Source organism: Bradyrhizobium sp. Ken51 (assembly GCF_055807435.1).
Genome location: NZ_JBVVPB010000025.1, coordinates 84,048 through 106,403 on the forward strand (window position 1 = coordinate 84,048; position 22,356 = coordinate 106,403).

General features: G+C 63.5%; 23 protein-coding genes. 8 read left to right on the top strand and 15 right to left on the bottom strand.

All coding sequences use genetic code 11. The features are described 5' to 3' along the window. Genes AC0L27_RS31280 through AC0L27_RS31310 form a run of 7 tightly spaced genes read left to right on the top strand, consistent with a single transcriptional unit; the run spans position 1 to position 7,023 of the window. The gene (locus tag AC0L27_RS31280) at positions 1-1,023 is read left to right on the top strand and encodes a xanthine dehydrogenase family protein molybdopterin-binding subunit (protein WP_063992928.1); all 1,023 of its coding nucleotides are present in this window, start codon (positions 1-3) and stop codon (positions 1,021-1,023) included. Between the two features lie 7 nt (positions 1,024-1,030). Beyond that, a complete protein-coding gene (locus AC0L27_RS31285) occupies positions 1,031-1,912 on the top strand; it encodes an AAA family ATPase (protein ID WP_354204482.1) in 882 nt (293 codons plus the stop codon). After that, positions 1,909-3,030, top strand: coding sequence for a vWA domain-containing protein (locus AC0L27_RS31290; protein ID WP_354204484.1), 1,122 nt, complete (start codon positions 1,909-1,911; stop codon positions 3,028-3,030). The genes AC0L27_RS31285 and AC0L27_RS31290 overlap by 4 nt, the downstream gene beginning before the upstream one ends. After that, on the top strand, positions 3,027-3,911 hold the full coding sequence (locus AC0L27_RS31295; RefSeq protein WP_354204486.1) for an amidohydrolase family protein: 885 nt from the start codon (positions 3,027-3,029) through the stop codon (positions 3,909-3,911). Before AC0L27_RS31290 ends, AC0L27_RS31295 begins: the two co-directional genes overlap by 4 nt. A gap of 41 nt (positions 3,912-3,952) precedes the next feature. Then, a complete protein-coding gene (locus AC0L27_RS31300) occupies positions 3,953-4,801 on the top strand; it encodes an MBL fold metallo-hydrolase (RefSeq protein WP_275167539.1) in 849 nt (282 codons plus the stop codon). A gap of 17 nt (positions 4,802-4,818) precedes the next feature. Beyond that, positions 4,819-6,393 carry an isochorismatase family protein gene (locus AC0L27_RS31305; RefSeq protein ID WP_473321511.1) on the top strand — a complete coding sequence of 525 codons (1,575 nt, stop codon included), beginning with the start codon at positions 4,819-4,821 and terminating at the stop codon, positions 6,391-6,393. Between the two features lie 3 nt (positions 6,394-6,396). After that, positions 6,397-7,023: an FMN-dependent NADH-azoreductase gene (locus AC0L27_RS31310; RefSeq protein ID WP_354204491.1), complete on the top strand. Its 627-nt coding sequence runs from the start codon at positions 6,397-6,399 to the stop codon at positions 7,021-7,023. Between the two features lie 23 nt (positions 7,024-7,046). Here the strand turns inward: AC0L27_RS31310 and AC0L27_RS31315 are convergent, their stop codons facing one another. From AC0L27_RS31315 to AC0L27_RS31340, 6 genes are read right to left on the bottom strand one after another with little or no spacing between them, the layout of a single operon-like run. After that, complete coding sequence (locus AC0L27_RS31315; protein WP_354204493.1) at positions 7,047-8,096, bottom strand: LacI family DNA-binding transcriptional regulator; 1,050 nt, start codon at positions 8,094-8,096, stop codon at positions 7,047-7,049. Continuing rightward, positions 8,093-8,737 carry a ThuA domain-containing protein gene (locus AC0L27_RS31320; RefSeq protein WP_354204495.1) on the bottom strand — a complete coding sequence of 215 codons (645 nt, stop codon included), beginning with the start codon at positions 8,735-8,737 and terminating at the stop codon, positions 8,093-8,095. Before AC0L27_RS31320 ends, AC0L27_RS31315 begins: the two co-directional genes overlap by 4 nt. A 10-nt stretch (positions 8,738-8,747) precedes the next feature. Further along, positions 8,748-9,845, bottom strand: a complete 1,098-nt coding sequence (locus AC0L27_RS31325; protein ID WP_473321514.1) for a Gfo/Idh/MocA family protein — start codon at positions 9,843-9,845, stop codon at positions 8,748-8,750. A gap of 22 nt (positions 9,846-9,867) precedes the next feature. Beyond that, positions 9,868-10,716 (bottom strand): carbohydrate ABC transporter permease, encoded by an 849-nt coding sequence (locus AC0L27_RS31330; protein WP_354204499.1) that lies wholly within the window; start codon positions 10,714-10,716, stop codon positions 9,868-9,870. Continuing rightward, positions 10,709-11,650, bottom strand: coding sequence for a carbohydrate ABC transporter permease (locus tag AC0L27_RS31335; RefSeq protein ID WP_473321536.1), 942 nt, complete (start codon positions 11,648-11,650; stop codon positions 10,709-10,711). The genes AC0L27_RS31330 and AC0L27_RS31335 overlap by 8 nt, the downstream gene beginning before the upstream one ends. Positions 11,651-11,652: 2 nt before the next feature. Further along, the gene (locus AC0L27_RS31340) at positions 11,653-12,912 is read right to left on the bottom strand and encodes an extracellular solute-binding protein (protein ID WP_354204501.1); all 1,260 of its coding nucleotides are present in this window, start codon (positions 12,910-12,912) and stop codon (positions 11,653-11,655) included. A 162-nt stretch (positions 12,913-13,074) separates the two neighbouring features. Between AC0L27_RS31340 and AC0L27_RS31345 the strand changes: the two genes are divergently transcribed. Further along, a complete protein-coding gene (locus tag AC0L27_RS31345; RefSeq protein WP_473321516.1) occupies positions 13,075-13,833 on the top strand; it encodes an SDR family NAD(P)-dependent oxidoreductase in 759 nt (252 codons plus the stop codon). A gap of 49 nt (positions 13,834-13,882) precedes the next feature. Here the strand turns inward: AC0L27_RS31345 and AC0L27_RS31350 are convergent, their stop codons facing one another. The 9 genes from AC0L27_RS31350 to AC0L27_RS31390 form a co-directional block, all read right to left on the bottom strand. Next, positions 13,883-14,926: a uroporphyrinogen decarboxylase family protein gene (locus tag AC0L27_RS31350; RefSeq protein WP_354204505.1), complete on the bottom strand. Its 1,044-nt coding sequence runs from the start codon at positions 14,924-14,926 to the stop codon at positions 13,883-13,885. A 36-nt stretch (positions 14,927-14,962) separates the two neighbouring features. Further along, positions 14,963-15,832: a fumarylacetoacetate hydrolase family protein gene (locus AC0L27_RS31355; RefSeq protein ID WP_354254146.1), complete on the bottom strand. Its 870-nt coding sequence runs from the start codon at positions 15,830-15,832 to the stop codon at positions 14,963-14,965. A 3-nt stretch (positions 15,833-15,835) separates the two neighbouring features. Further along, positions 15,836-16,495 (bottom strand): polysaccharide deacetylase family protein, encoded by a 660-nt coding sequence (locus AC0L27_RS31360; protein WP_354204508.1) that lies wholly within the window; start codon positions 16,493-16,495, stop codon positions 15,836-15,838. Positions 16,496-16,506: 11 nt separating this feature from the next. Next, the gene (locus tag AC0L27_RS31365; RefSeq protein WP_275167551.1) at positions 16,507-17,316 is read right to left on the bottom strand and encodes an ABC transporter permease; all 810 of its coding nucleotides are present in this window, start codon (positions 17,314-17,316) and stop codon (positions 16,507-16,509) included. Positions 17,317-17,323: 7 nt separating this feature from the next. Beyond that, positions 17,324-18,130, bottom strand: coding sequence for an ABC transporter ATP-binding protein (locus tag AC0L27_RS31370; RefSeq protein WP_275167552.1), 807 nt, complete (start codon positions 18,128-18,130; stop codon positions 17,324-17,326). Beyond that, positions 18,109-18,864 (bottom strand): ABC transporter permease, encoded by a 756-nt coding sequence (locus AC0L27_RS31375; protein ID WP_354057500.1) that lies wholly within the window; start codon positions 18,862-18,864, stop codon positions 18,109-18,111. Before AC0L27_RS31375 ends, AC0L27_RS31370 begins: the two co-directional genes overlap by 22 nt. A 2-nt stretch (positions 18,865-18,866) precedes the next feature. After that, positions 18,867-19,835, bottom strand: coding sequence for an ABC transporter substrate-binding protein (locus AC0L27_RS31380; RefSeq protein ID WP_354254143.1), 969 nt, complete (start codon positions 19,833-19,835; stop codon positions 18,867-18,869). 51 nt (positions 19,836-19,886) lie between these two features. Further along, positions 19,887-20,612 carry a GntR family transcriptional regulator gene (locus AC0L27_RS31385; protein ID WP_354204513.1) on the bottom strand — a complete coding sequence of 242 codons (726 nt, stop codon included), beginning with the start codon at positions 20,610-20,612 and terminating at the stop codon, positions 19,887-19,889. A 211-nt stretch (positions 20,613-20,823) separates the two neighbouring features. Next, positions 20,824-21,972: an ABC transporter substrate-binding protein gene (locus AC0L27_RS31390; RefSeq protein ID WP_275167555.1), complete on the bottom strand. Its 1,149-nt coding sequence runs from the start codon at positions 21,970-21,972 to the stop codon at positions 20,824-20,826. Between the last annotated feature and the right edge of the window lie 384 nt (positions 21,973-22,356).

The window sequence follows — 22,356 nt, forward strand, 5'->3', positions numbered from 1 at the left end:
ATGACCCGACATCGCGGACGCGGCATCGCGTCGGTCAATTATCCCATCGGCATGAACCTCGGTGGCGATCCCAGCCAGGCCCTGGTTCACTCCAATCCGAGCGGCAAGTTCACCGTGGCGCTGTCGTCGATTGATCTCGGCCAAGGCATGAAGTCGGTAACGCGGCAGATTTGCGCAGAGACACTCGGCGTACCCGTCGAGGACGTCTATGTCGACACCGCCGATTCCGATACCGGTCCGCATTGCATGGGTTCGTTCGCCTCGCGCGGCACACATCGCGTCGGCAATGCCGTGATGGCGGCGGCGCGCGAGGCGCGCGGCGTGATGATGGAAGCCGCAGCAGAGGAACTCGAGGTCAACGCCGCCGATCTCGAAACCGACGGGCGTGGCAACATCCACGTCAAGGGCGCGCCGCACCGCTCGATCTCCACCAAGGACGTCGCCATCGCGGCGCAGTTCAAGCAGGGCAAGACCATCGCGGGTCGTGGCATCTTCCTGGTTCCCCTGTCCAATGTCGATCCGGAAACCGGCGAGATGTCGCCGGCGACCTGCTACGCCCACGCCTGTCTCGTCGCCGAGGTCGAGGTTGACGACGAGACCGGCGAGGTCACGATGATCCGCATGGACTCGGCCTATGAGCTCGGCCGTGCGCTCAACCCGCGCCTGGTCGAGCAACAGCTCGTCGGCGGCGCGTGGATGGGCGTCAGTCACGCGCTCTACGAGACGCCTGAACCCTATTATCCCGACCCTATCCACGGCCCTCGCGACTTCGTCGAATATGTCATGCCCGGTCCTGGCGACATCTGCCCGCACGACATCGCCGTGTTGGAACGTCCCGCCCCCGATGGCCCCTTTGGCGCCAAGGGTCCGGGCGAAATGTGCGCGAATCCCGTATTGCCAGCGGTTGCGAATGCCATCTTCAACGCCGTCGGCGTCCGCATCGACGATCTGCCGATTACGCCGGAGAAGGTGCTGCGCGCGATCAAGGCCGAGGGCGGTGCGCGCCCTCAGGCGCGGCGCTGAGGACTCGATGGCCGTCCGCAGCAACATCGTCGGCATCGACAGCCCCGAGGCCCTGGAGAAGGCGCTTCGGGCGGCCTATTACCTCGCCGACGAGGGACTGGCGACCGCGGCCTATCTCGGGCTGGCGTTGGGCAAGCCATTGCTGCTCGAGGGCGCGCCGGGCGTCGGCAAGACCGAGGCCGCCAAAGCTATTGCCGCTGTCCTCGGCCGCCGACTAATCCGCCTGCAATGCTACGAAGGCATCGACGCGTCCGCCGCACTCTATGAATGGAACTATCCGCGCCAGATGCTCGCCATCCGTCAGGCCGGCGATGAGAGCATCGACATCTATGGCGAAACGTTTCTGATCGAGCGACCCATGCTGGCGACGCTGCGCGCGCCTGACTCGACTGTGCTATTGATCGACGAAATCGATCGCGCCGACCAGGAATTCGAAGCCTTCCTGCTCGAGTTTCTGTCTGACTTCCAGATCTCGATCCCGGAACGCGGTACGGTGCGCGCCTCCGAGCGCCCGGTCGTCGTCCTGACTTCAAACCGCACGCGGGATCTTCATGAAGCGTTGCGGAGGCGATGCGTCTATCACTGGATCGACTATCCCACCGCTGAGCGCGAAGCGCGCATCGTGATGATGCGGGCCTCCAGCGTCGCCGAAGGGACCGCGCGGGCCGTCGTCGCGGCCGTCGAGAAGCTGCGACGCGAGCCGCTCAGCAAGGCGCCCGGGATTGCCGAGGCCGTCGACTGGGCTGAGGCCGCCACGCTGCTGCACAAGGGCGGGGCGCGCTGGCCTGATGCATTCAGGCGCTCGATCGGCGTTGCCCTGAAAGACGAGGAGGATCTGCACTTTATCTCGCCGCGCCTCGATGCCCTGCTGGCGGAGGCCTCTGCATGAGCGCCGAACCCGAACTGCCGCACGCTGCGCGTGTTTTCATCTCGTTCGTCGGCTTGTTGCGAACGAACAGGTTTGCCGTCGCACCGGAACAGACGACCTCGTTCCTGGCCGCAATCCAGTTGCTCGGTCCCCGCCGCCTGGAGGACATTCGGCAGGCAGCCCTCGCAACACTGGCCCCTCCGCCGGACCGTCGTGCAACGTTCGACCGGCTGTTCGATCTGCACTTTCGTGGAAACGAGGCCATCGAGCGCGTCGATGACGGTGAGGACGACGAGACGGTTCGGCTGCAAGAGGAGGCCCGCGGAAACGACGAGCCGCTGTTGTCGGACGAAGCCAATGAGTCCGGTCTCGCAGCAGCGCGCGCCGAAGCCCTCGTCGAGCGCCGGTTTGCGCAGCTCTCGACCACCGGTGCGCTGCGCCGTCTGTCCCGCGAGGCACCCAGGCGCCTACCGAAGCGGCGCGGCCATCGCCGCATGCGGGCACGCAGCGGGCCCTACGCGGATTTGCGCCGCACCCTGCGCGACTCCGTTCGCAGCGACGGCGAAATCCTCCGGCTGGGACGTTTGAAGCGGCGGCAGCGTCCACGCAAGGTGTTGCTTCTGATCGACGTCTCCGGCTCGATGAAGACCCGCACCGAGGAGAATATGAAGTTCGCGCACGCGCTGGTGCAGGCGGCGCCCAACGTCGAGGTCTTCACCTTCGGCACACGGCTGACCCGCATCACCCGGCCGTTGCGTCTCAAGCGGCGCGAGCAAGCGCTCAACGCCGCGGCCTACGTGGTGAGCGACTGGGACGGCGGCACCCGAATCGGCGATGCGCTTCAGGCCTTTCTCGCGGTGCCCCGCTTCGGCGGATACGCGCGGGGCGCCGCCGTGATCATCGTTTCCGACGGCCTGGAGCGGGGCGAACCCGATGCGCTGCGCGACGCGGTCGCGAAACTATCGCGCCGTGCGTGGCGCGTGAGCTGGCTGACGCCGCTCGCGTCTGGTCCCGGCTTTCGCCCGCAGACCGAAGCGCTGGTCGCGATCGAACGCCTCGTCGACGACCTCGTCGATGGTGGATCGAGCGCGTCGATCGTCGCGCACGTGCTGGCGCTGGGACAAAGGAGAGTTGCGTGACCGACATCGTCGATGGGCACCATCATATCTGGCGCCAGGCCGACCTGCCCTGGCTGGTCGGTCCGATGCAACCGCGCATCTTCGGTCCATACGAGCCGATCCGGCGCGATTACCCGATCGAGGAATATCTCGGCGACCTCGAAGGCAGCGGCGTTACCCGGTCGGTCTATGTCCAGACCAACTGGACCAATGACCGCTTCGAGGACGAGGCCGCTTGGGTGCAGCAGACCGCCGAGGAGCACGGCTGGCCGCATGCCATCGTGGCTTACGCCGACTTTTCAGTGGGCGATGTGCGTCCACAGCTCGACCGCCTGAAGCGCCATGCCCTGGTACGCGGTGTTCGCATGCAACTGCATTGGCACGAGAACCCGCTTTATCGCTTTGCCGCGCGGCCGGATCTCTGCACCGATCCCGTGATCCAGCGCAATATCGCTCGCCTTGCGGACTATGGCTGGAGCTTTGACCTTCAGGTGTTCACGCCGCAGATGCCGGACGCCGCACACCTTGCGGAAGCCTGCCCCAAGGTGATCTTCATCCTCCAGCACGCCGGCATGCTCGAGGACCTTTCACCCTCAGCCCGCGCCGCGTGGCGTGCCGGGATGGCCCGCCTCGCCGCCTGCCCGAACGTCGTGTCGAAACTGTCGGGGCTCGGAACCTTCATCCACCGCAACGACCCCGCGCATATCGCATCCGTCCTGACCGACACGATCGCGATCTTCGGCGCCGAACGCTGCTTGTTCGGCTCGAATTTTCCAATCGAGAAATTGTGGACCAGCTACCGCGAGTTGATCGATGCGTTCCGTGCCGCCGCAGCGCCGCTGCGAGATGATCAGCGCGAAGCCATCTTCAGAACCACCGCCATGCGCGTCTATCGGCTCTGAGCGCCGAGGAAACCAATAAGAACGGACACAGGAGGGACGGAATGCCGCTGGAAATCAAGATCCTGGACTATGGCGATATCGAGCTGGAATCGAGCTTTCTGGTTCTCGGCCACGACTGCGGCCGCACCCGCCGTGTCCTCACCCTCGGCTTCCTGATCCTCGGCGGCAAATACCCGGTCGTGGTCGATACGGGTTACCGCTCCAACCAGATCATGGAAACGCTGGGGATGCGCGGCCTGCAGTATCACGAGCACATGATTGAGAACCAGCTTGCGCGGCACGGCGTGCGGATGGGCGATGTGCGTTTCGTCTGCCACACCCATCTGCATATCGACCACGCTGGCAAGGACGATCTGTTTCCGATGAACACGACCGTCGTCCTCAACCGCCGCGAGCTCGAGTATTCCGTGTCCGGCCTCATGCATCCGCAATATCCGGCGCCGGATATCAAGCATCTGATCGACCGTCTGCACACCAAGAGCGCGCTGCGCTTTCTCGACCTCGAAATCACGGGTCCCATCGAGCTGATGCCGGGCGTCTACTGCGACGCCGCGAATGCGCATACCGAGGGGTCGATGAACATCATCGTAGAAACCGCCGACGGCATCGCCACCATCTGCGGTGACGTCATCTATGATTTCAACGACCAGATCGTGACGCCCTTCAACGAGATCCACGACTGGGAGCCACGCACCACGGGCAACCACGGCACCACCAAGCGGGCCGAGAAGGCCGCCATCAAGAAGCTGCTCAGCAATTCGCGCTATCTGCTGCCGGTCCACGACCGTCCCGCCAAGATCGAGGGCGGCAACGTCGTCGGCCGGCTGCACGACCAGGTCCCTGGACCGGTCGTGCAATCCCTGCCCCAGCGCAACTGGTTTCCGGCCTAGACGCCAGAGGATGGACGATGACGCACGTCACCTTGCGCTCCGAATTCGAGACCCTGATCGATCCTTACGCACCGGTCGCGCAGATCGGCACCGGTTTTGACTTCACGGAGGGACCGATCTGGCATCCGGTCGATCATTATCTGCTGTTCTCGGACATGCCGGGCGACGTGCGCCGGCGCTGGGATGGGCGGCGCGGCATCGCCGAGGTCAAACGTCCGTCGAACAAATGCAACGGCATGACCTATGACGCCGAGCTCAATTTGATCGTTTGCGAGCACGCGACATCGTCGTTGATCCGCGAGCGGCCGGACGGGCGGCGCGAGGTGCTAGCCTCGCACTTTGGGGGGCAGGAGCTTAACAGCCCCAACGACGTCTGCGTGCACTCCTCCGGCGCGATCTATTTCTCGGATCCCTGGTACGGCCGCATGCCAGTCTATGGCGTCGAGCGGCCAAGGCAGCTCGGTTTCCAGGGCGTCTATCGCGTCGTGCCCGGCGCCGAGCCGAAGCTGGTCGTTGACCGCAATCTGTTCGACCAACCGAACGGGCTGTGCTTCTCGCCCGACGAGAAACTGCTCTATGTCAACGACACCGTGCAGGCACTGATCCGCGTATTCGACGTCAACGGCGACGGCTCGCTGTCGAGTGCGCGTGTATTCGGGAGCGGCATCCGCTCCGAACTCGAGCCCGGCTTGCCGGACGGCATGAAGTGCGACCAGCACGGCAACGTCTGGGTTACGGCACCCGGCGGGGTCTGGGTCTATTCGCCGCAGAGCGAGCTGCTCGGCAAGCTCCGCCTGCCCGAGCTCGTCGCCAACCTTACCTGGGGCGGGCGGGATTTTCGCACGCTGTACCTGACTTCGACGCACTCGGTCTATGCCGTCCCCACCAAGGTCGGACCGCGCCATGAGCCCTATATGAGCGGCAAGCGAGGCAGCGGCACTGCAGCGACCGGCTCTGCTTCCGCTGCACCCGTCCTCGCCGACGGCGAAATGCAGCTCGACCCGCGACGCTGTGCCATGATCATCCAGGACCTCCAGAACGACGTCATCATGGACGGTGGCGCCTTTGCCGATTCCGGCGCGCCCGGGCATGCGCGCCAGCAGCATGTCGTCGAGAATGTTCGCCGCCTGGCGGAAACGGCGCGGGCGCGCGGCGTCGCCATCATTCATGTCTGGTTCGTCGTCGAGTCCGGCGCGCCCGGCGTGACCTTGAATGCGCCGCTGTTCGAGGGTCTCCTCGACAGCAAGGCGATGGTGCGCGGAAGCTGGGGCGCGGCACCGGTGTCAGGTCTCGAACCACGGCCCGGCGACTTCGTGGTCGAGAAGGTGCGCATGAGCGCTTGGGAAGGCACGAGGCTCGAAACAATTCTGAAAGCAACCGGCCGCGACATGATCATCAACACCGGCGCCTGGACCAACATGTCGGTCGAGCACACGGCGCGGACAGGTGCCGACAAGGGCTACTTCATGGTTGTTCCCGAGGATTGCTGCTCGACCATGAACGCCGATTGGCACGCTGCGTCGATCAACTTTGCCATGCAAAACGTCGCCGTCGTGACCAAGGCCGATGCGGTCATCAAAGCGCTGGGATGAGCGGTGGCGAAGCTCCTGCACCTGTCCTGCTCGCCCCGCGACGACTCCTGGTCAAGCGCCGGCGCACGCGTTTTCCTTGACGGCTTTCGCCGAGCTCGGCCCGACTGGGACGTGGACGTCATGAATCTCTGGCGGGAGCGCCTGCCGGAGTTTTCAGGCCCCATTGTCGAAGCCAAATATGCGCGGATGAAGGCGCAAGCCTTCAACGACGCGCAGCGGGACAGTTTCGCGGAAGCCGAGCGGATGGCGGTGCGCTTAGCGCTCGCCGAGCGGGTGCTGATTTCGACGCCGATGTGGAACTTCAGCATTCCCTATAAGCTTAAGCAATGGTTCGACGTCATCGTCCAACCCGGGCTCACCTTCCGGTTCGACCCGTCCCTGGGATATATCCCGCTGCTGAAGGACCGGCCGACCATCGTCATCATCGCCAGTGGCAGCGATTTTGCCACCGGCATGAACCGCGGCCGCATCGACATGGCAACGCCTTACCTCCGCGAAATCTTGCGCTTTGTCGGCATCAACAATGTCCGTTTCATTCTGATTGGGCCAACCACCGGACCGCAACAGCCCATGGAAGCGGCCCGCGAAAGGGCCCACCAACGTCTGGCCGAAATGGCCGCGAGCTTCTGATGCGCCCCGCCGGCCAGTCGAGATTACGGCAGATTGTCCCGCAGAAAAATGTCGATGCGGATGCGCTCCTGGTCGGGGCTGATGGGCTCACCCGAACAATGCGCGAGCAGAATTCTCGCCGCAGACCGTGCCTCGTGGCCGGGATCCTGGTTGATGATGGCATCGAGCGCGCCGCGCACCAGGAAACGCCGTGTATATTGAGTGAGCTCATGGGCAATCCAGACCACCTCGCGCGCGCGTCCTGAGGCCTCGAGCGCGTCGGCGATGCCACGGTTGCCGGCGCCGCAGCAGTAGATGCCGCGCAGATCGGGCTGGCGCGCGAGCAGTGCCGCAGTGAGCTCTCGCGTGCGCTCGCTGTCGTCGCGGCCCTCGATCACCGGCAGCGCGAGCAGGTTCGGATACTCGCTGGACAGGATCTGGTGGAAGCCGAATTGCCGTTCGGTGTGATCGCGCAGCGACAACGATCCCGCGATCACGGCCACCGTCCCCTTGCGACCAGTGAGGAACCGTCCCATCAGCGTTGCAGCGGTGCGGCCTGCCGCCGGATTGTCGATGCCGACATAGTGCAGGCGACGCGAGCTCGGCGCGTCCGACACAAGGGTCACCACAGCGACCCCGCGCGCGGTGAGTTCGTCGATCGCCGCGCGTACCCTGGGATGGTCGAGCGCGATGACGGCGACGCCCTGATACGCCGGCGAGAGATTTTCCAGGGCGGCGGCGAGTACGTCCGGATCGAACACGTCAACATGGAGGACATCAATGAAGCCGCGCTGGCCGGCGAGCCAGTCCGCGGTGCGCTGGACCTGCTCGGTCAGGTTGGTCATGAAGCTGTTGCTGCCGGTCGGCAGCACGAAGGCAAAGCGGAACGTCTGCCCGCGGGCAAGCCGAGCGGCCGCGACGTCGGCCCGATAGCCGAGTTTTGCCACCGCGGCCTCGACTCGCGCGACGGTCTTGGCGCGCACGCCCTCACGCCGGTTGACGACGCGGTCGACCGTGGCGAGCGAAACACCCGCCGTGCGCGCGACGTCCTCAAGCGTGGCACGAATCACCGGCTGGGTCGCACCAGCAGTCATTCGCGTGCGGCCCACAGCATGCCACGGGTCATCAACGTTCGGATCTCCGGTACGTCGAGCTCGTAGGCGCGGTGGCCGAGCGAGGAATAGAACACCCTGCCCGCGCCGTATCGCTTCTTCCAGACCACGGGCATCACCACGCCCTCGATCCAGGGCGCGTGCTCGCCGGTGAAGGTCGTCGTCGCCAACACCTCGTTGGCGGGGTCGACATGCATGTAGTATTGCTCGGAACGGTGCTCGAAACTCTTCAGGCCCTTCATGATGGGATCATCCGGCTTCGTCAAGTCGACCTTGTAGTCGATGATGTTGCCGGGATGCGCAACCCACTGCCCTCCGCACAGGAACTGGTAGTCGACGGAATCGCGGAACGCGTCGCCCATGCCGCCATGATGGCCGGCGAGCCCGACGCCGCTGCGGACCGCAGCGCAGAGGTTGAGCGCTTCCGCCTTCTCGATCTTCGACATGGTATAGATCGGGATGATCAGTGACAGGTCGTGAATCGCGGGATCGGCGAACGCGGCGGTGGTGGTTTCGGTCCGCACCTCGAAGCCTTCCGCTTTCAGCCAGCCGCGGATCATCGAAGCACAGAGATCGGGATCGTGCCCCGGCCAGCCGCCCCATACAATCATTGCCTTGCGCATGTTTCTGTCCTTAGTCGATCTGTCCGGTTTCACGCCCGGCCGGCAGCATCGCCGGCCGCTCGACGCAGCTCTCGATCTTGACGCGTCGCCCTTCGTCGGCGGAGGTCTGGAACGCCTCCATCACCTCCAGCACGTGGAGAGCGAGTGCGCCGCTGGTACGATGCGGCCGGTCATTCAGGATCGCGGAGGCCATGTCGGCGACGCCAATGGAACGGAACTCGCCATCGACATGACCATGAGTCAGCGGCACCGGCTCCCAGTCGCCCCCGGTCCTGGCGACCTGCACTTCGCCGCCGAAGCGGTTCGGGTCCGGCACCAGCATGCTGCCCTTGTCGCCATAAATCTCAATTGGCGCGTGCCGGTGCTTCGGCACATCAAAGCTCATCGCGATTGAGACAACCGCCCCGCTCTCGAATTCGAGCGTGCCGGCGACATGGGTCGCAACTTCGACCGGGATCAGCGTGCCGTTCATCGGCTGGCTGGTGACCAGCCGCTCGGATTTCGGACGCGCGGTCGAGCCCATCACGCTCGCCACCGGGCCGAGCAGCTGCACGAGATCAGTGATGTAGTACGGCCCCATGTCAAGCATCGGCCCGCCGCCGCGCAAATAGTAGAAACCCGGCGCCGGATGCCAGCGCTCGTGGCCGGGGCAGCCGAAGAACGCGCTACCGGCCACAGGCCTGCCGATCGCACCATCGTCGATCAGCTTGCGCGCGGTCTGGTGTCCGCCGCCAAGGAACGTATCGGGCGCGCAGCCGACGCGAAGACCCTTTTGCGCGGCGAGATCCATCACCTTGCGGGCTTCCGTGACGTTGATGCCGAGCGGCTTCTCGGAATGAACGTGCTTGCCGGCGTTTAGCACTGCGAGGCTGACGTCAGTGTGGGCGAGTGGCACGGTGAGATTGATGACGATCTCAATATCGTCCCGCTTGAGCAGTTGATCGACCCGCATCGCCGGCAGTCCGAAGGCGGAGCCCTGCCGCTCCGCGACGTCGCTGCGCATATCGGCGAGCGCCTTGATTTCCATGACCGGGAAGCGCTGGGCCGCCTTCAGATAAGCTGTGCTGATATTGCCGCAGCCGATGATGCCGATGCCGACTTTTCTCATTGTGATCTCCGTGAGGTACCGTTCACCCCTTGACCGCGCCTGCGGTGAGGCCAGCGACGATGTGTTTCTGCGCCAGAAGAAAGAGAACGATCGTCGGCAGGATGGTCAGCGTGATGAAGGCGAGGATCAGATGCCACTCGGACGAATACTCGCCCTGATAAATCATGATACCGAGCGGCCAGGGATAGAGCGCGTCGGTGTTGAGCATCACCAGCGGCAACAGATAGGCATTCCAGCTGTTGACGAAGGTGATGGTGCCGACGGTCGCCAGGATCGGCCGCGATAAAGGCAACGTCACATAGCGGAAAAACTTGATATAGCTGCAGCCGTCGACCAGCGCGGCCTCCAGCAGTTCGTACGGGATGTCCTTGAAGAAACGCCGCAGCAGCAGCACGCTCATCGCAAGACCGAAGGCTGCCTGCGGCAGGGCAACGCCAAAATATGTATCGAGCAACCCGAGATCGCGCACTTTGATGAAGAGCGGCAGCACCGCTGTCGCGGCCGGAAACAGCAGGCCCAGCGTCAGGTAGCTCAGCAGCATCGAGCTGCCGTAGAACCTGATATGGGCGAAGGTGAATGCCGCCATCGAGGCGACGATCAGGGTCAGTGCCACCGTGAGAGTCGAGATAATCAGTGAGTTGCGCAAGAGCTGCCAGTAGCGTGCCGAGAACAGGATGTCGGCATAGTTCTGCCACTCCCAGTGACGTGGCAAGCCAAACGGATTGACGCGCAGTTCGCCGAGCGATTTGAAGCCACCGAACAAGGTCGCGAGCAACGGCACCATGACGATGATGGCAACGACCGCGAGGAACACCATCTTGAACAGCATTGAGGGATCGAACGGCGCGCGAATAGCCTTGGCGTTACTCATCGCGCATGAACCATCGCTTGTACGTGAAGGCAAAGGTCACGCAGATCGCGAACAGAATGACACCGATAGCGCTCCCGTAGCCGACCCGCATGCGCGAGATGCCGTTGTTGTAGAGAAAACTCACCATCGTGTTCGAGGAGTCCGCAGGGCCGCCGCGCGTCAGCGGCATGACGAGGTCGAAGAGCTGCAGCGAGCCGACGATGGCGAAGAACACTGAGAGCCGAATCGTCGGATAGAGCAACGGGATGACCACATGTCGCAAGGCTTGCGATCGGGTCGCGCCGTCAATGCGTGCCGCCTCGACCAGGCTCTTGTCGAGGCTCTGGAGCGCTGCGATGAACAGCATCATGTGGAAGCCAAAGTACTTCCAGACGATCACGATCAGCACCGCCAGCATGGCCGTATCCGTCGAGGCAAGCAGATGTGGGGGCTCGGCGCCGAAGGTGCGCCAGATCGAAGCTACAAGGCCGTAGTCGCCATCATAGACGAAGCTGAAGATCAGCCCGGTCGCGATCTCCGCCAGGATAAAGGGCATGAAGAACAGCATGCGCAGAGCCACCGCCCCTCGAAAGCGTTCGGCGAGCATCAAGGCCAGCGTGAGCGCAAGCGGCAGCTGAATGGCGAGCGAAACTCCGATAATCAGGCCGTTGTTGCGCAGCGCGAGCCAGAAGGCGCGGGTCTCCAGCACAAAGCGGTAATTGTCCAAGCCGATCCAATTGGTCGGCCTGCCGAACCCGTTCCAATTGAAGCCCGAATACCAGGCTGCTTCGCCGATCGGCAGCACAACGAACAACGTGAACAACAGCAGCGCCGGCGGCAGGAACAGGATGAGCACCGTCAGCCTGCCGTCCCAACTTGGGCCGCGGATCGTGACCTGTGGCACCATCTCGCCAGCAGCGCCGATCGCCGACACGCTCGCGGTCCGCCGCGCCACCGTCAGTTGCCCTGCTTCCACGCCGCTTCGATCGCCTTGGCAGCGTCTTGCGGGCTCATGCTGCCACCGGCGATCTCGGCCGTGACATCGTTGACGACGCGGCCGACCGACGGACCGAGGCTCTGGTCATAGAAGTTCTGGTGGTAGTTCGACTTCGCCAGATTGGCGGCGATCAGCTTCATGAAAGCGTTGTTGAGGCCGACATCCGCGCCCTGCACCACCGGGATGATGAAGTTGCCGGCGGCAAGCCGCGTCTGCACATCCTTGGAGACGAAATATTTCAGGAAATCGACAGCCTCCTTCGGCGAGCCTTTCGTAATCAGCCAACCGGTGATGCCGCCGAGCGTATCGGTCGGCGCGCCCTTGCCGCCGGTCACGACCGGGAAGTCGAACCAGCAGATCTTGTCTTCGTTCAATCCGACTTTGTCGGCGGCGAGAGCGCGTTGCAGATGATAGACCGTGCTGATCGCGAGCGTCATCGCCGCCTTGCCGTCGCCGAAATAGCCGACGGCTTGCGGATTCTTGAAACCCAGGAAGCCATTCTGGAACGGCTGGAGATCCACGAGCTGCTTGAACAGCTCGCCGGATTTTTGGAAGGTCTCCCCGGCAAAGCCGCCGTTCTCGCCGCGTAGCGCCGCATCGAACGCCGCCTTGCCGCCGATGCGCACAGCAAGATGCGTCCAGTAGAAGTGCAGCGGCCATTTGTCGGCGCCGCCGACGACGATCGGGGTCACGCCGGCGGATTTCAACGTCTTCACGGCAGCAAGCAGATCGTCCCAGCTCTTGATCCCGGCAGGATCGACCTTCGCCTTGGCCATCAGCTCCTTGTTGCAGAGGAAGCCAACCTGCGAGAGTGCTGTGGGCAGACCATAAACACGGCCGTTGCTGGTGAAGGCGGCGAGCGCCGCCGGTGTGAGACTGTCGCTGTAACCCTTCACAGAATCGGTGATCTCTTCGAGCACGCCGGCCTCGATCTGCGTCTTCAGGACACCGCCCGCCCAGCTGTAGATGATGTTGGGCCGGTCTTTGGATTGCAGGATGGTCGGCAGCTTGGCCTTGTAGGCCTCGTTCTCGAGGAACTGCATCTCGACCTTCACGCCCGGATGCAACCCCTCATAGGCGCGCGCAACCTCCTCCCAGATTTTGACCTGGGCCGGGTTGGCCTCGATGTGCAGCCACTTGACCGTCGTTTCGGCCGCAGCGAGTTTCGCCCCGAACAGGCATGCGACAACGGCCAGTCCCAGTTTCCCGAGCAGTCTCATCACATTCCTCCCAACGGCTTTTATTCTTTGGTGCAATCCTGCCTTCGATTTTTGAGGTACGCAACTGAAATTCTGATCTATGCACCTCACGAGCGCAGTAGCTAAGGTGAGCGGGAGAGTCGGCAGCGCGTTGCGCTGCCCAACGCAAATCGAGGGATATCCATGGCTGCCGTTTATTCCGACCTCGCCGGCAAGGTTGTTCTCGTCACCGGGGGCGCATCCGGAATTGGCGCTGCGATCGTGCGGCGCTTCGCACTGCAGAAATCCAATGTCGTGTTCTTCGACATCAAAGTCGACGAGGGCCAATCCCTGGCATGCGAGCTATCGGACCAAGGGCTTAACGCGAGTTTCATGCGGGTCGACTTGACCGATATCGCCGCGTTGCGCGCCGGTGTCGCGGAGGCGCGGAACGTGCACGGCGCGATCAACATCCTCGTCAACAATGCCGCGCATGACGAGCGGCACAGCACCGAGGAAATGACACCGGAGTATTGGGACGACCGCATCGCGGTCAATTTGAAGCACCAGTTCTTTGCTGCGCAGGCCGTGTTGCCGGACATGAAGGCGGCGAACGCCGGTGCCATCATCAATTTCGGCTCCGTGTCGTGGATCGCCGGACAAGGCGGCATGGCCGCCTACACCGCCAGCAAATCAGGCGTGATCGGTCTCACACGCTCGCTGGCGCGCGATTACGGCTCCTACAACATCCGCGTGAACGCGATAGCGCCGGGATGGATCATGACCGAGCGCCAGCTCGACAAATGGATGACGCCCGAGGGCGAGGTCGAGCTGATGCAACGACAATGCCTGAAGCGCAAGCTCGTGCCGGACGAGGTCGCGAAGTTCACCATCTTCCTCGCTTCCGACGAAGCTTCCGGCTGCACAGCCCAGCACTACATCGTCGATGGCGGCTGGGTCTGAGGCGGACCAGACCGGATCGTGCATTACTTGCGAGCGGCTCGGAACCTCGTCAACCAAGCTCCTGCCGAACCTTGGCCGCCGCATCGCACATCGCCTTCAATTTCCCGAACGCGACAGCACGTGGCATGTATTTCATGCCGCAGTCGGGCGCCGGAACGAGACGATCAGGCGACACATATTTCAGGCCGTTGCGAATGCGGTCGGCGACCGTATCGACGCTCTCGATCTGGGGGTCTGCGAGGTCGAGCACGCCGAGCATGATTTTCTTTGACGAGAGATCCTTCAGAACACCGAGGTCGAGTTTTGGCTGCGCCGCCTCGATCGAGATCTGGTCCGCAGTCGTATCGTCGAGCTCGGCGAGGAACGAATAGCCTGCCGGCTTGTTCGAGCCTGGCACGACCGCCGCATAGCCGAAACAGAGATGCACGACGGTCGGCACTGTGATGCCCTCCAACGCGCGGTTGATCGCCTTGACGGCGTAGCGCTTGGCGGACTCCGGATTGTTCCGCACCCAGGGCTCGTCGAGCTGGATCACGTCCGCGCCTGCTCTTTGCAGATCGAGCGCTTCGGCATTGACGGCCTCCGCCAAGGCCATCGCGAGCTCTTCGTCGTCCTTGTAGAACTCATTCTTGGCCTGCTGGCTCATGGTGAACGGACCCGGCAGCGTGATCTTCGCTGCACGATCGGTGTTCCTGCGCAAGAACTGCATGTCGTGCAGCTCGACCGGCCCCTTGCGTTTCACCGGCCCGATGACGCGCGGCACCGGGGTCTGGGTGTTACCGGTGCGTGCTACGATCATCGCGGGATTGTCTCCGTCGATACCGTCGAGCGCCGTGGCGAAGCGGTTGGAGTAGCTCTCGCGGCGGATTTCGCCATCGGTCACGATATCGATACCGGCGCGCTCCATGTCGCGGATCGCGACGATCGTCGCATCGTCCTGGGCCTCCTCCAGATGTTCCGCTGGCAGCCGCCACATGTCGTGCAGGCGCGTGCGCGGCACCACTTTCGACAGCATGGCGCGATTCACGAGCCATTCCGGCTGCGGATAACTTCCGACCACCGTGGTCGGGAGGATATGCGTTGGCATCGGCATGACGGTCTCCTTCTTATTGCTGTGGAGCGCGGCCAATCAGGCCGCGCGCGTCGCCTTGGCCGGCGCTTCGTCCTTGACGGGATTGCTGAGGACCCCGATCCCGGAGATCTCGATCTCCACGATGTCGCCGCCCTTCATCCACAGCGGCGGATTACGATAAGCGCCGACACCGCCGGTCGTGCCTGTGACGATGACGTCGCCTGGCGCGAGCTCGGTGAAGGTGGAGCAATAAGCAATCAGGGCCGGCACGTCGAAGACGAGATCGGAGATCGGGGCCTTCTGCACCTCGACCCCGTTGAGCCGCGTGATCAGCGTCTGCTTGCTGACGTCGGTCAATTCGTCGGTCGTGACCATCCAGGGCCCAAAGCCGCCCGTGCCGGCGAAATTCTTGCCGGGGGCGAATTGCGAGGTGTGGCGCTGCCAGTCGCGGATGCTGCCATCATTGTAGCAGGCATAACCGGCGACATGGCTCAATGCGGCTTCGCGCGAGATGCGGCGGCCGGCCTTACCGATGACAACCGCCATCTCGCCCTCATAGTCGAAGCGCTCGGATTCGAGCGGCCGGATCATCGGCTGGCCATGTCCGACCTGGCTGTTGGCGAAGCGGGTGAAGATCATCGGGTGTGGCGGGGTGGGATGGCCGCTCTCGGCCAGATGGGTGGCGTAATTGACGCCGATGCAGAAGATCTTGTCGGGATCGGGGACCGTCGGCAGCAGTGTGACGTCCTGCAGCGCGTGGTCGGGCTTCTCGCCGGCAAGCTTCTTCAATTCGTCGAGCGATCCCTTGGCAAGCAGCGTCTTCAGCGTCGGATAGGCCTTGAGACGCTTGCCGGCATCGATGACGCCGTTGTCGGTGACAATACCAAAGCTCGCGGTACCGGCGATCGTGAAACTTGCGATTTTCATCAGTCAAACGCTCTCTTCGATGGAGGAAACATAGTCGTTGATCGGAAGTGCGATCGCGCCATTACGGATCGGAACGCATTGTGGCGGGAACTCCTGGCGGAAACGGGCGCCGGCCGCCTCGGCGCGGTCGAGGAACCGCTCCAGATGGTCCATCGCTCCGGTCGGAAGATCGTGCAGAACCATCAGCGTCCAGGGCTGCTGGCCGCACTGGACAACGGCGCGCTCGGTCCAGCCGTCGGGATCGTCCCAGTCGCGGGGGATCGCGTTCCAGAGCACACAGCTATGCTTGTGGCGGGCGAGATAGTCGACGACGGATGGCTTCAACAGCCGCGTATCAAGATTGCCGCCGCCACCGAACGGCCGGAACCAGCGCTGCGGATGGGCGAGATCACCGATCGCGGCTTGCGTGCAGCCAACTTCGTTCTTCGCGGTCGCGCGATCCGGCTGCTCGCCGAGCGGGACGCTGTGGGTGAAGGTGTGATTGCCGATCCAGTGCCCCTCCCCGTGCGCCCGGATTGCAAGGCCATGCCGCGCGGGATCGGCGAGCTTCTCGCCGATGACGAAGAACGTGGTCTTGATGCCGCGCTCTCCGAGAATGTCGAGCACGCGCGGCGTCACGTTGGGATCGGGGCCGTTGTCGAATGTCAGGGTCAGATCAAACACGCGGAATTTCCTCAGGTCGCTGGCTGCATCGCGCCCGATGCGATGTCATCGTTGGCCTGACCAGCGCGCGTGCCGGTCTGCCAGATCGCCGCCTTGCGTTCGATCCACCGGATCGCGGCGTTGAAGGCGATCGCCATGAACAGCACGAGGAGGACGCCGGCGAACACGTGCGGACTATCGAGGATCGTGCGGTAGCGCGAGATCAGATAACCGATGCCGGCCGAGGAGATCAGCATCTCCGAGACGACGACGCCAACGATCACCAGTGCGCCTCCCACGCGGAGCCCCGACAGCACTGTCGGAATCGCCGCGGGAATGATGACGCGAACCAGCCGCTGGCTCAGCGTGGCGCCCATGCTGCGTGCCGCGAGCAGGAGTTGAGGGTCGATGGTCTGGATGCCGGCGGCGGTGGCCAGCATCGTTGGCAGGAAGCCGTAAATCGAGGCGAAGGCGATCTTGGATTCCGAGCCAATGCCGAGCCACACCGTGAAGACGGGATAGAGGATCACGAGCGGCACGGCATAGAGGCTCGACACCATCGGCATGATCAGGACGCGCGGACGCGGCAGGCTGCCGACGATAGCGCCAAGCAGGATGCCGCCGCCGCAGGCGAAGGCCATGGAGATCAGCACCTCATAAAGCGTCACTGCGAGCGCGTGACCGTATTCGGCCGCGTCGGTCCATCCGGCCATCAGCGTCGACGAAAGCGACGGCAAGAACAGCTCGGGAATGAGACCGGTTTGCGGCAACAGCTCCCACAGCGCGATCAAGCCGATCACGATCAGACGTCGCAGCGTCTTCGCACTTATTTTGGCGCTCATCTCCGCCTCAGGCCGATTTGCGGATATGCCGCCAGATGCGGTCGCGCAAGCTCCCGAAGGCATCGCCGCTCAGCATCTCATAGGTGCGGGGCCGCGGCAGCTGGACCTGGAGATGATCGACGATGCGGCCGGGCCGCGCCGACATCACGATCACCTCGTCGGCGAGATAGACCGCTTCGGTGAGGCTGTGTGTGACGAAGACGACGGTCTTGCCGGTCGCCGCCCAGATGCGCAGCAGTTCGTCACCCATGGTCATGCGGGTCTGCTCGTCGAGGGCAGCAAACGGCTCGTCCATCAGCAGCACCGGCGGGTCCTGCACCAGCCCGCGCGCGATCGAGACGCGCTGCTTCATGCCGCCTGACAACTCGTGCGGATGGCGCTTGCCGAAGCCGTCGAGGCCGACCAGCGTGAGCGCATCCTGCGCCTTGGCGCGGCGCTCCGCCTTGGGCACGCCACGCAGCGCCAGCGGAAACTCGACATTGTCTTCGGCCGTCAGCCAGGGAAACAGGCTCGCCTCCTGGAACACCACGCCGACCCTGTCCGGGTCGGGCTGCAGAATCGGCGCGCCACTGATGGTGATCGAGCCCGAGGTCTGCTGGCGCAGGCCCGCCATCATCATCAGAAGGGTCGACTTGCCGCAACCGCTCGGGCCGACCAGCACGACGAAGCGACCCGGCTTGATATCGAGCGAGACGTCTTCCAGGGCGACGACGTCCTGAGACCTGGTCTTGAAGACCTGCCCAACATTCTTCACCTCGATCGCGCCGGCGCGCGCGGGAGGCTTCAACGGGGTCACGTTCGCCAATGGCTGCATCGCGTTTCCACCCATCTGACAAGTTCGTTGAAGGTCATGGCGATCGCGGCGACCATCACGACCCCGGCGAGGAGTTGCTTCATCTGGAAGTTCTCGCCCCAGGTCGCGATCTGGTGGCCGATGCCGTCGCGCGAGGCGTACATCTCGGCAAGGATCACGCCGGTGAGGTTGAAGATCATGGAGATTCGCAGGGCCTCGAGCAGCACCGGCAGCATGCTCGGCAGATAGACCCGGAACGCGGTCTGCATCGGAGTTGCGCCATAGGAGCGCGCCACCGTGAGATGCTCGACCTTGACCGACTCCACCGCCGTGGTCGTCGACATGATCACGATGAAGATCGTGGAGAAGAAGCCAAAGCCGACCTTCTGGGCGAACCCGACGCCGAGTACGAGGATGAACATCGGCAGGAAGATCGACTTCGGGATGCTGAAGGCGAAGAACAGCAGCGGCTTGGCCACGTCAGCGAAGTAGCGGTTCTCCGCAACCAGGAAGCCGATCGCGGCGCCGAAGGGGACGGCTAACGCGAACGCGGCCAGTACTTCGGTCGCAGTCACCATCAGGTCTTTCCGCACGGCCGCGCGCTGCAGGAGGTCGCCGAGTGTCGCGAACGTGTCGGACGCCGAGGGCAGCAGGCGCGGATTGACGATGCCGGTGCGCGACAGCACCTCCCACAGCGCCAGGACCGCGATGACGATCGCGATCCGTGCAAGCTTGATGGCGAGTGAGTTCTGCATCGTCACGGCTTGGTCGGAACCGGCTTGAACCTGGTCGAGATCACTTCCTCGACCGGTACGATGTCCTTGAGCCCGCCGAGCTTGGCGAGGTCCAGCGACAGCTGCACGGCCGCGTTCACGTCGGGCGCGCCCATGTCGCCGCTGGTCTCGAGCTTCATGATCGTGTTGTCGTATTCCAGGGCGGCGATCTCGGCCGGCATTTCGTAGAGCTCGGCGATCAGCTTGACGGTCACGTCCCGATTGGCGCGCATGAACGCAACTGCGCCATAGAGGGCGTTCACCGCCTTCTGAACCAGCTGAGGCTTTGTCTCCGCCAATTTGTCGAGCACGATCCAGCCTGCCGTGAGGTTCGGCGGCACCGCCGTGGCGTAATCGAGGATCGACTTGGCTTCGCCCGATTTCGAGATCTGGAAGCTCAGCGGCGAATAGACCACGGCGGCCTCGACGTTGCCCGCTAGGAGGTTCGGCACCAGACCGCCGCCGCCAACCGGGACGCGCGTGAAATCGATCTTCTTGTCCTGGAGTGTCCACAGTGCGAGCAGGTCGGAACCGGAGCCGGCGGCGGTGATCGCGACCTTCTTGCCGTTGAGGCCCTTGACGTCGAGCGTCGACTTGGTCGGGACCATCAACTGCCAGCCAAAATTTCCCATCGCGGCATTGGCCACGATCCGCGACATCACACCCTTCTTGCGCCCCGCGGAGACCAGCGAGGGCGGATCGAGGATGATATCGGCCGCGCCCGCAGCCATGCCTTCGAACGTCTCTGCACCGCTGCGGTAGATCGTCAGCTCGGCCTGGATGCCTTCCTTCTCGAACAATTTCTGCCGCACGGCCGTCTCGGCGATCGTCGTCGGCCAGTAGGTCTTGGTCGGCAGGCCGACGCGAATGGTTTCGGCGGCAGTGGCAGGGCCGGCGAGCACGCCGGCTGCGAAGAGCGACGCCAATAGCGCCTTGCGGCGAGTTATTTTCATGATCTGTTTCCTCCCGGTCTCTGTTTTTCTTTGCCGGATTTTTCCGGATCGTCAGTTTGCGCCGTTCACCTCCGCAATGCGAGGCGCGGCGAGTTCGACAAACTCTTTGGTGATGCCGAAGTGCTTTGACAATGCGCGAACCGCCGCGTCCGCGTCGCGTTTGACGACGGCAGCGACAATCGCCCTGTGTTCAGCCTCAACGTCGCGCGGCTTGCCGACTTCCCTGCGGATCGAGAGGCGGCGATATCGCTCGCTTTGTTCGTGCAGCACGTCGCGGAAGCCGAGCAGCCACGGTGAGCCGCAGGCATTGACCAGCGCACGATGGAAGATGCGATGGCGGACCACCCACTCTTCATAATGCACCGTCGGATCGTCGGGGTAGCGATAGGGAACCGCCTTCAGGTCCGACCAGGCGGATTTCACCGAGGCAAGCCAGGCATCGTCGCCCCGCTCGATCGAGCGACGGAGCGCAAGGCCTTCGATATCGATCCGGGTCTGCGTCACGTCGGCGAGATCAGCGAGCGACACCGGGCTCACCCGGAAGCCACGCTGGTCGGACGCCAGCACGAGCCCGTCGGCCACCAGTCGGGAAAGTGCCTCACGTACGGCGGCAAGGCTCACGGAAAACTGCTTGGCGAGGCCGGCAATATGCAGCTTCTGGCCTGGAAGCAGCCGCGTCGCCAGGACGTCGGCGCGCAAGCGCTCATGCAACGCCGATGTCAGGCTGCGCGGACCATCCCCGGGGCCTCCGGTCATGTGAAACTGAAGCGGACCCATGGGTCGAATGATGGCAAGGCAACGCGAAAGGGTCAATAGAAAATCGAAAATCGATTTTTCTTGTTCATCTCACGCCCCATTGGACGCCCCGGGAATGGAGCGCCCCCATCCCCGATCAGCCATCTCTGGATCCCCAAAACGGACCACCGGACCAGATCGGCGCAGGCATGGTGTCCCGCCACCCGCTCGTACAAAACTGATTGGCGCCCCGCTACTTTGCGAGGCGGAACTTCCCGCCTTCGACCTTGATCAGAAAGGCCGAGCGCTCGTCGTAACCGTTGTGATCGGCCTTGCTCATGTTCGACAGCCCATTGTTGAGATAGATGTTCTGCCCACGCTCGAGTGCGTCGCGCAGAGCCGCGCGAAATTCGGCTGTGCCAGGCTTTGCCGTCTTCAGCGCATCCGGTGCAGCTTTTCCTATCAGCGCGACGACATCCCAGAGGTGAGCAGCGAACATGTTGGGCTTTTGCCCGTTCGCCGCTTCATACGCGGTCACGAACTCCTCCGTCGAGCGACGAAACGGATCTCCCGTGGGAAGATCGGCGGCAATGGTGAAAGCCTCGCCCGCGAATACGGCGCCTTCGACGTTCGCGCCACCGAGCTTGATGAACTCCTCACTGGCCACGCCGTGTGTCTGAAATATCTTCCCGGCGTAACCGCGCTCGCGGAGCGCCTGCTGCGGCAAGACCGCCGGAGTTCCTGCGGAGGCGATGAATACGGCATCGGGATTGGTCGACATCACCTTCAGCGCCTGACCGGTGACGCTGGTGTCGGCTCGCGCATAGACCTCATGTGTGGTTACGGTCAGCCCCAACGTGGGCGCGAGGCGGCTCACCTCCTTGTAGTAGCCCTCGCCGTAGCCATCCGAAACGCCGATATAGCCGAGCGTCTTCACGCCTGATTTCGCGATATGCTTGAGGATGGCCGCCGCCATGAGGTCGTCATTGGGAACGACCTTGAAAGCCCAGGCGCGTTTCTCATCCATCGGTTGAACGATGGCGGTAGCGGCAGCGAGCGACAGCAGCGGCGTCTTCGATTCGAGCGCGACATCCAGCATCGGCATGGTCACCGGGGTCAGAGAGGAGCCGACCAGCACGTCGACCTTGTCCTGGATCACCAACCGGCGTGCGTTCTGGACCCCTTTAGTCGAATCCGACTCGTCGTCCAGGACGATATAGGTCACCTTCTCTCCACCGATCTCTTTCGGAAGAGCTGCAACCGTCTTGAGCTGCGGTTGGCCCAGAGCGGATCCCGGGCCGCTTGCCGAAATCACAATTCCAATCTTGATGTCCGCGTGAGCAGCAGTTCCATAAAGGACGCATGCCACAAGAAGCGAGGCTCGCGCGAAACCGATCTTCATATCCTGTTCCTCCTTGTCCGCTCTGATGACTCCGCCGGCTGCATCGGGCGCCCGGCTCGAGGTTGCACTGCTCCCCAGGGGCACCGTCGTTGCTCAGAAGGCATGTCGTCCGATATAGGCGTTTCCTCCCGCGGTCCCGAGCAACCGGGCGGACCATGCTAAGCGGATCGCAGCAACGCGTCTGTCCCTAGCGTTAGGGACAAGCCATCGGTAGGGACAAGGCATCGGTGCCCGAACCGGACTCTCTGGGTAGGCGGACGCACAGCCGCGTTCTCGCGGCGCATTTCGCCCGAGCTTTGCTTCGTCACTCCACCCTCTTATCCAAGAGGGCGCAGGGAAGGCCGGGTGCCGGCTGGCACCCGCGGTCCGCTGCGCGAAAAGCAC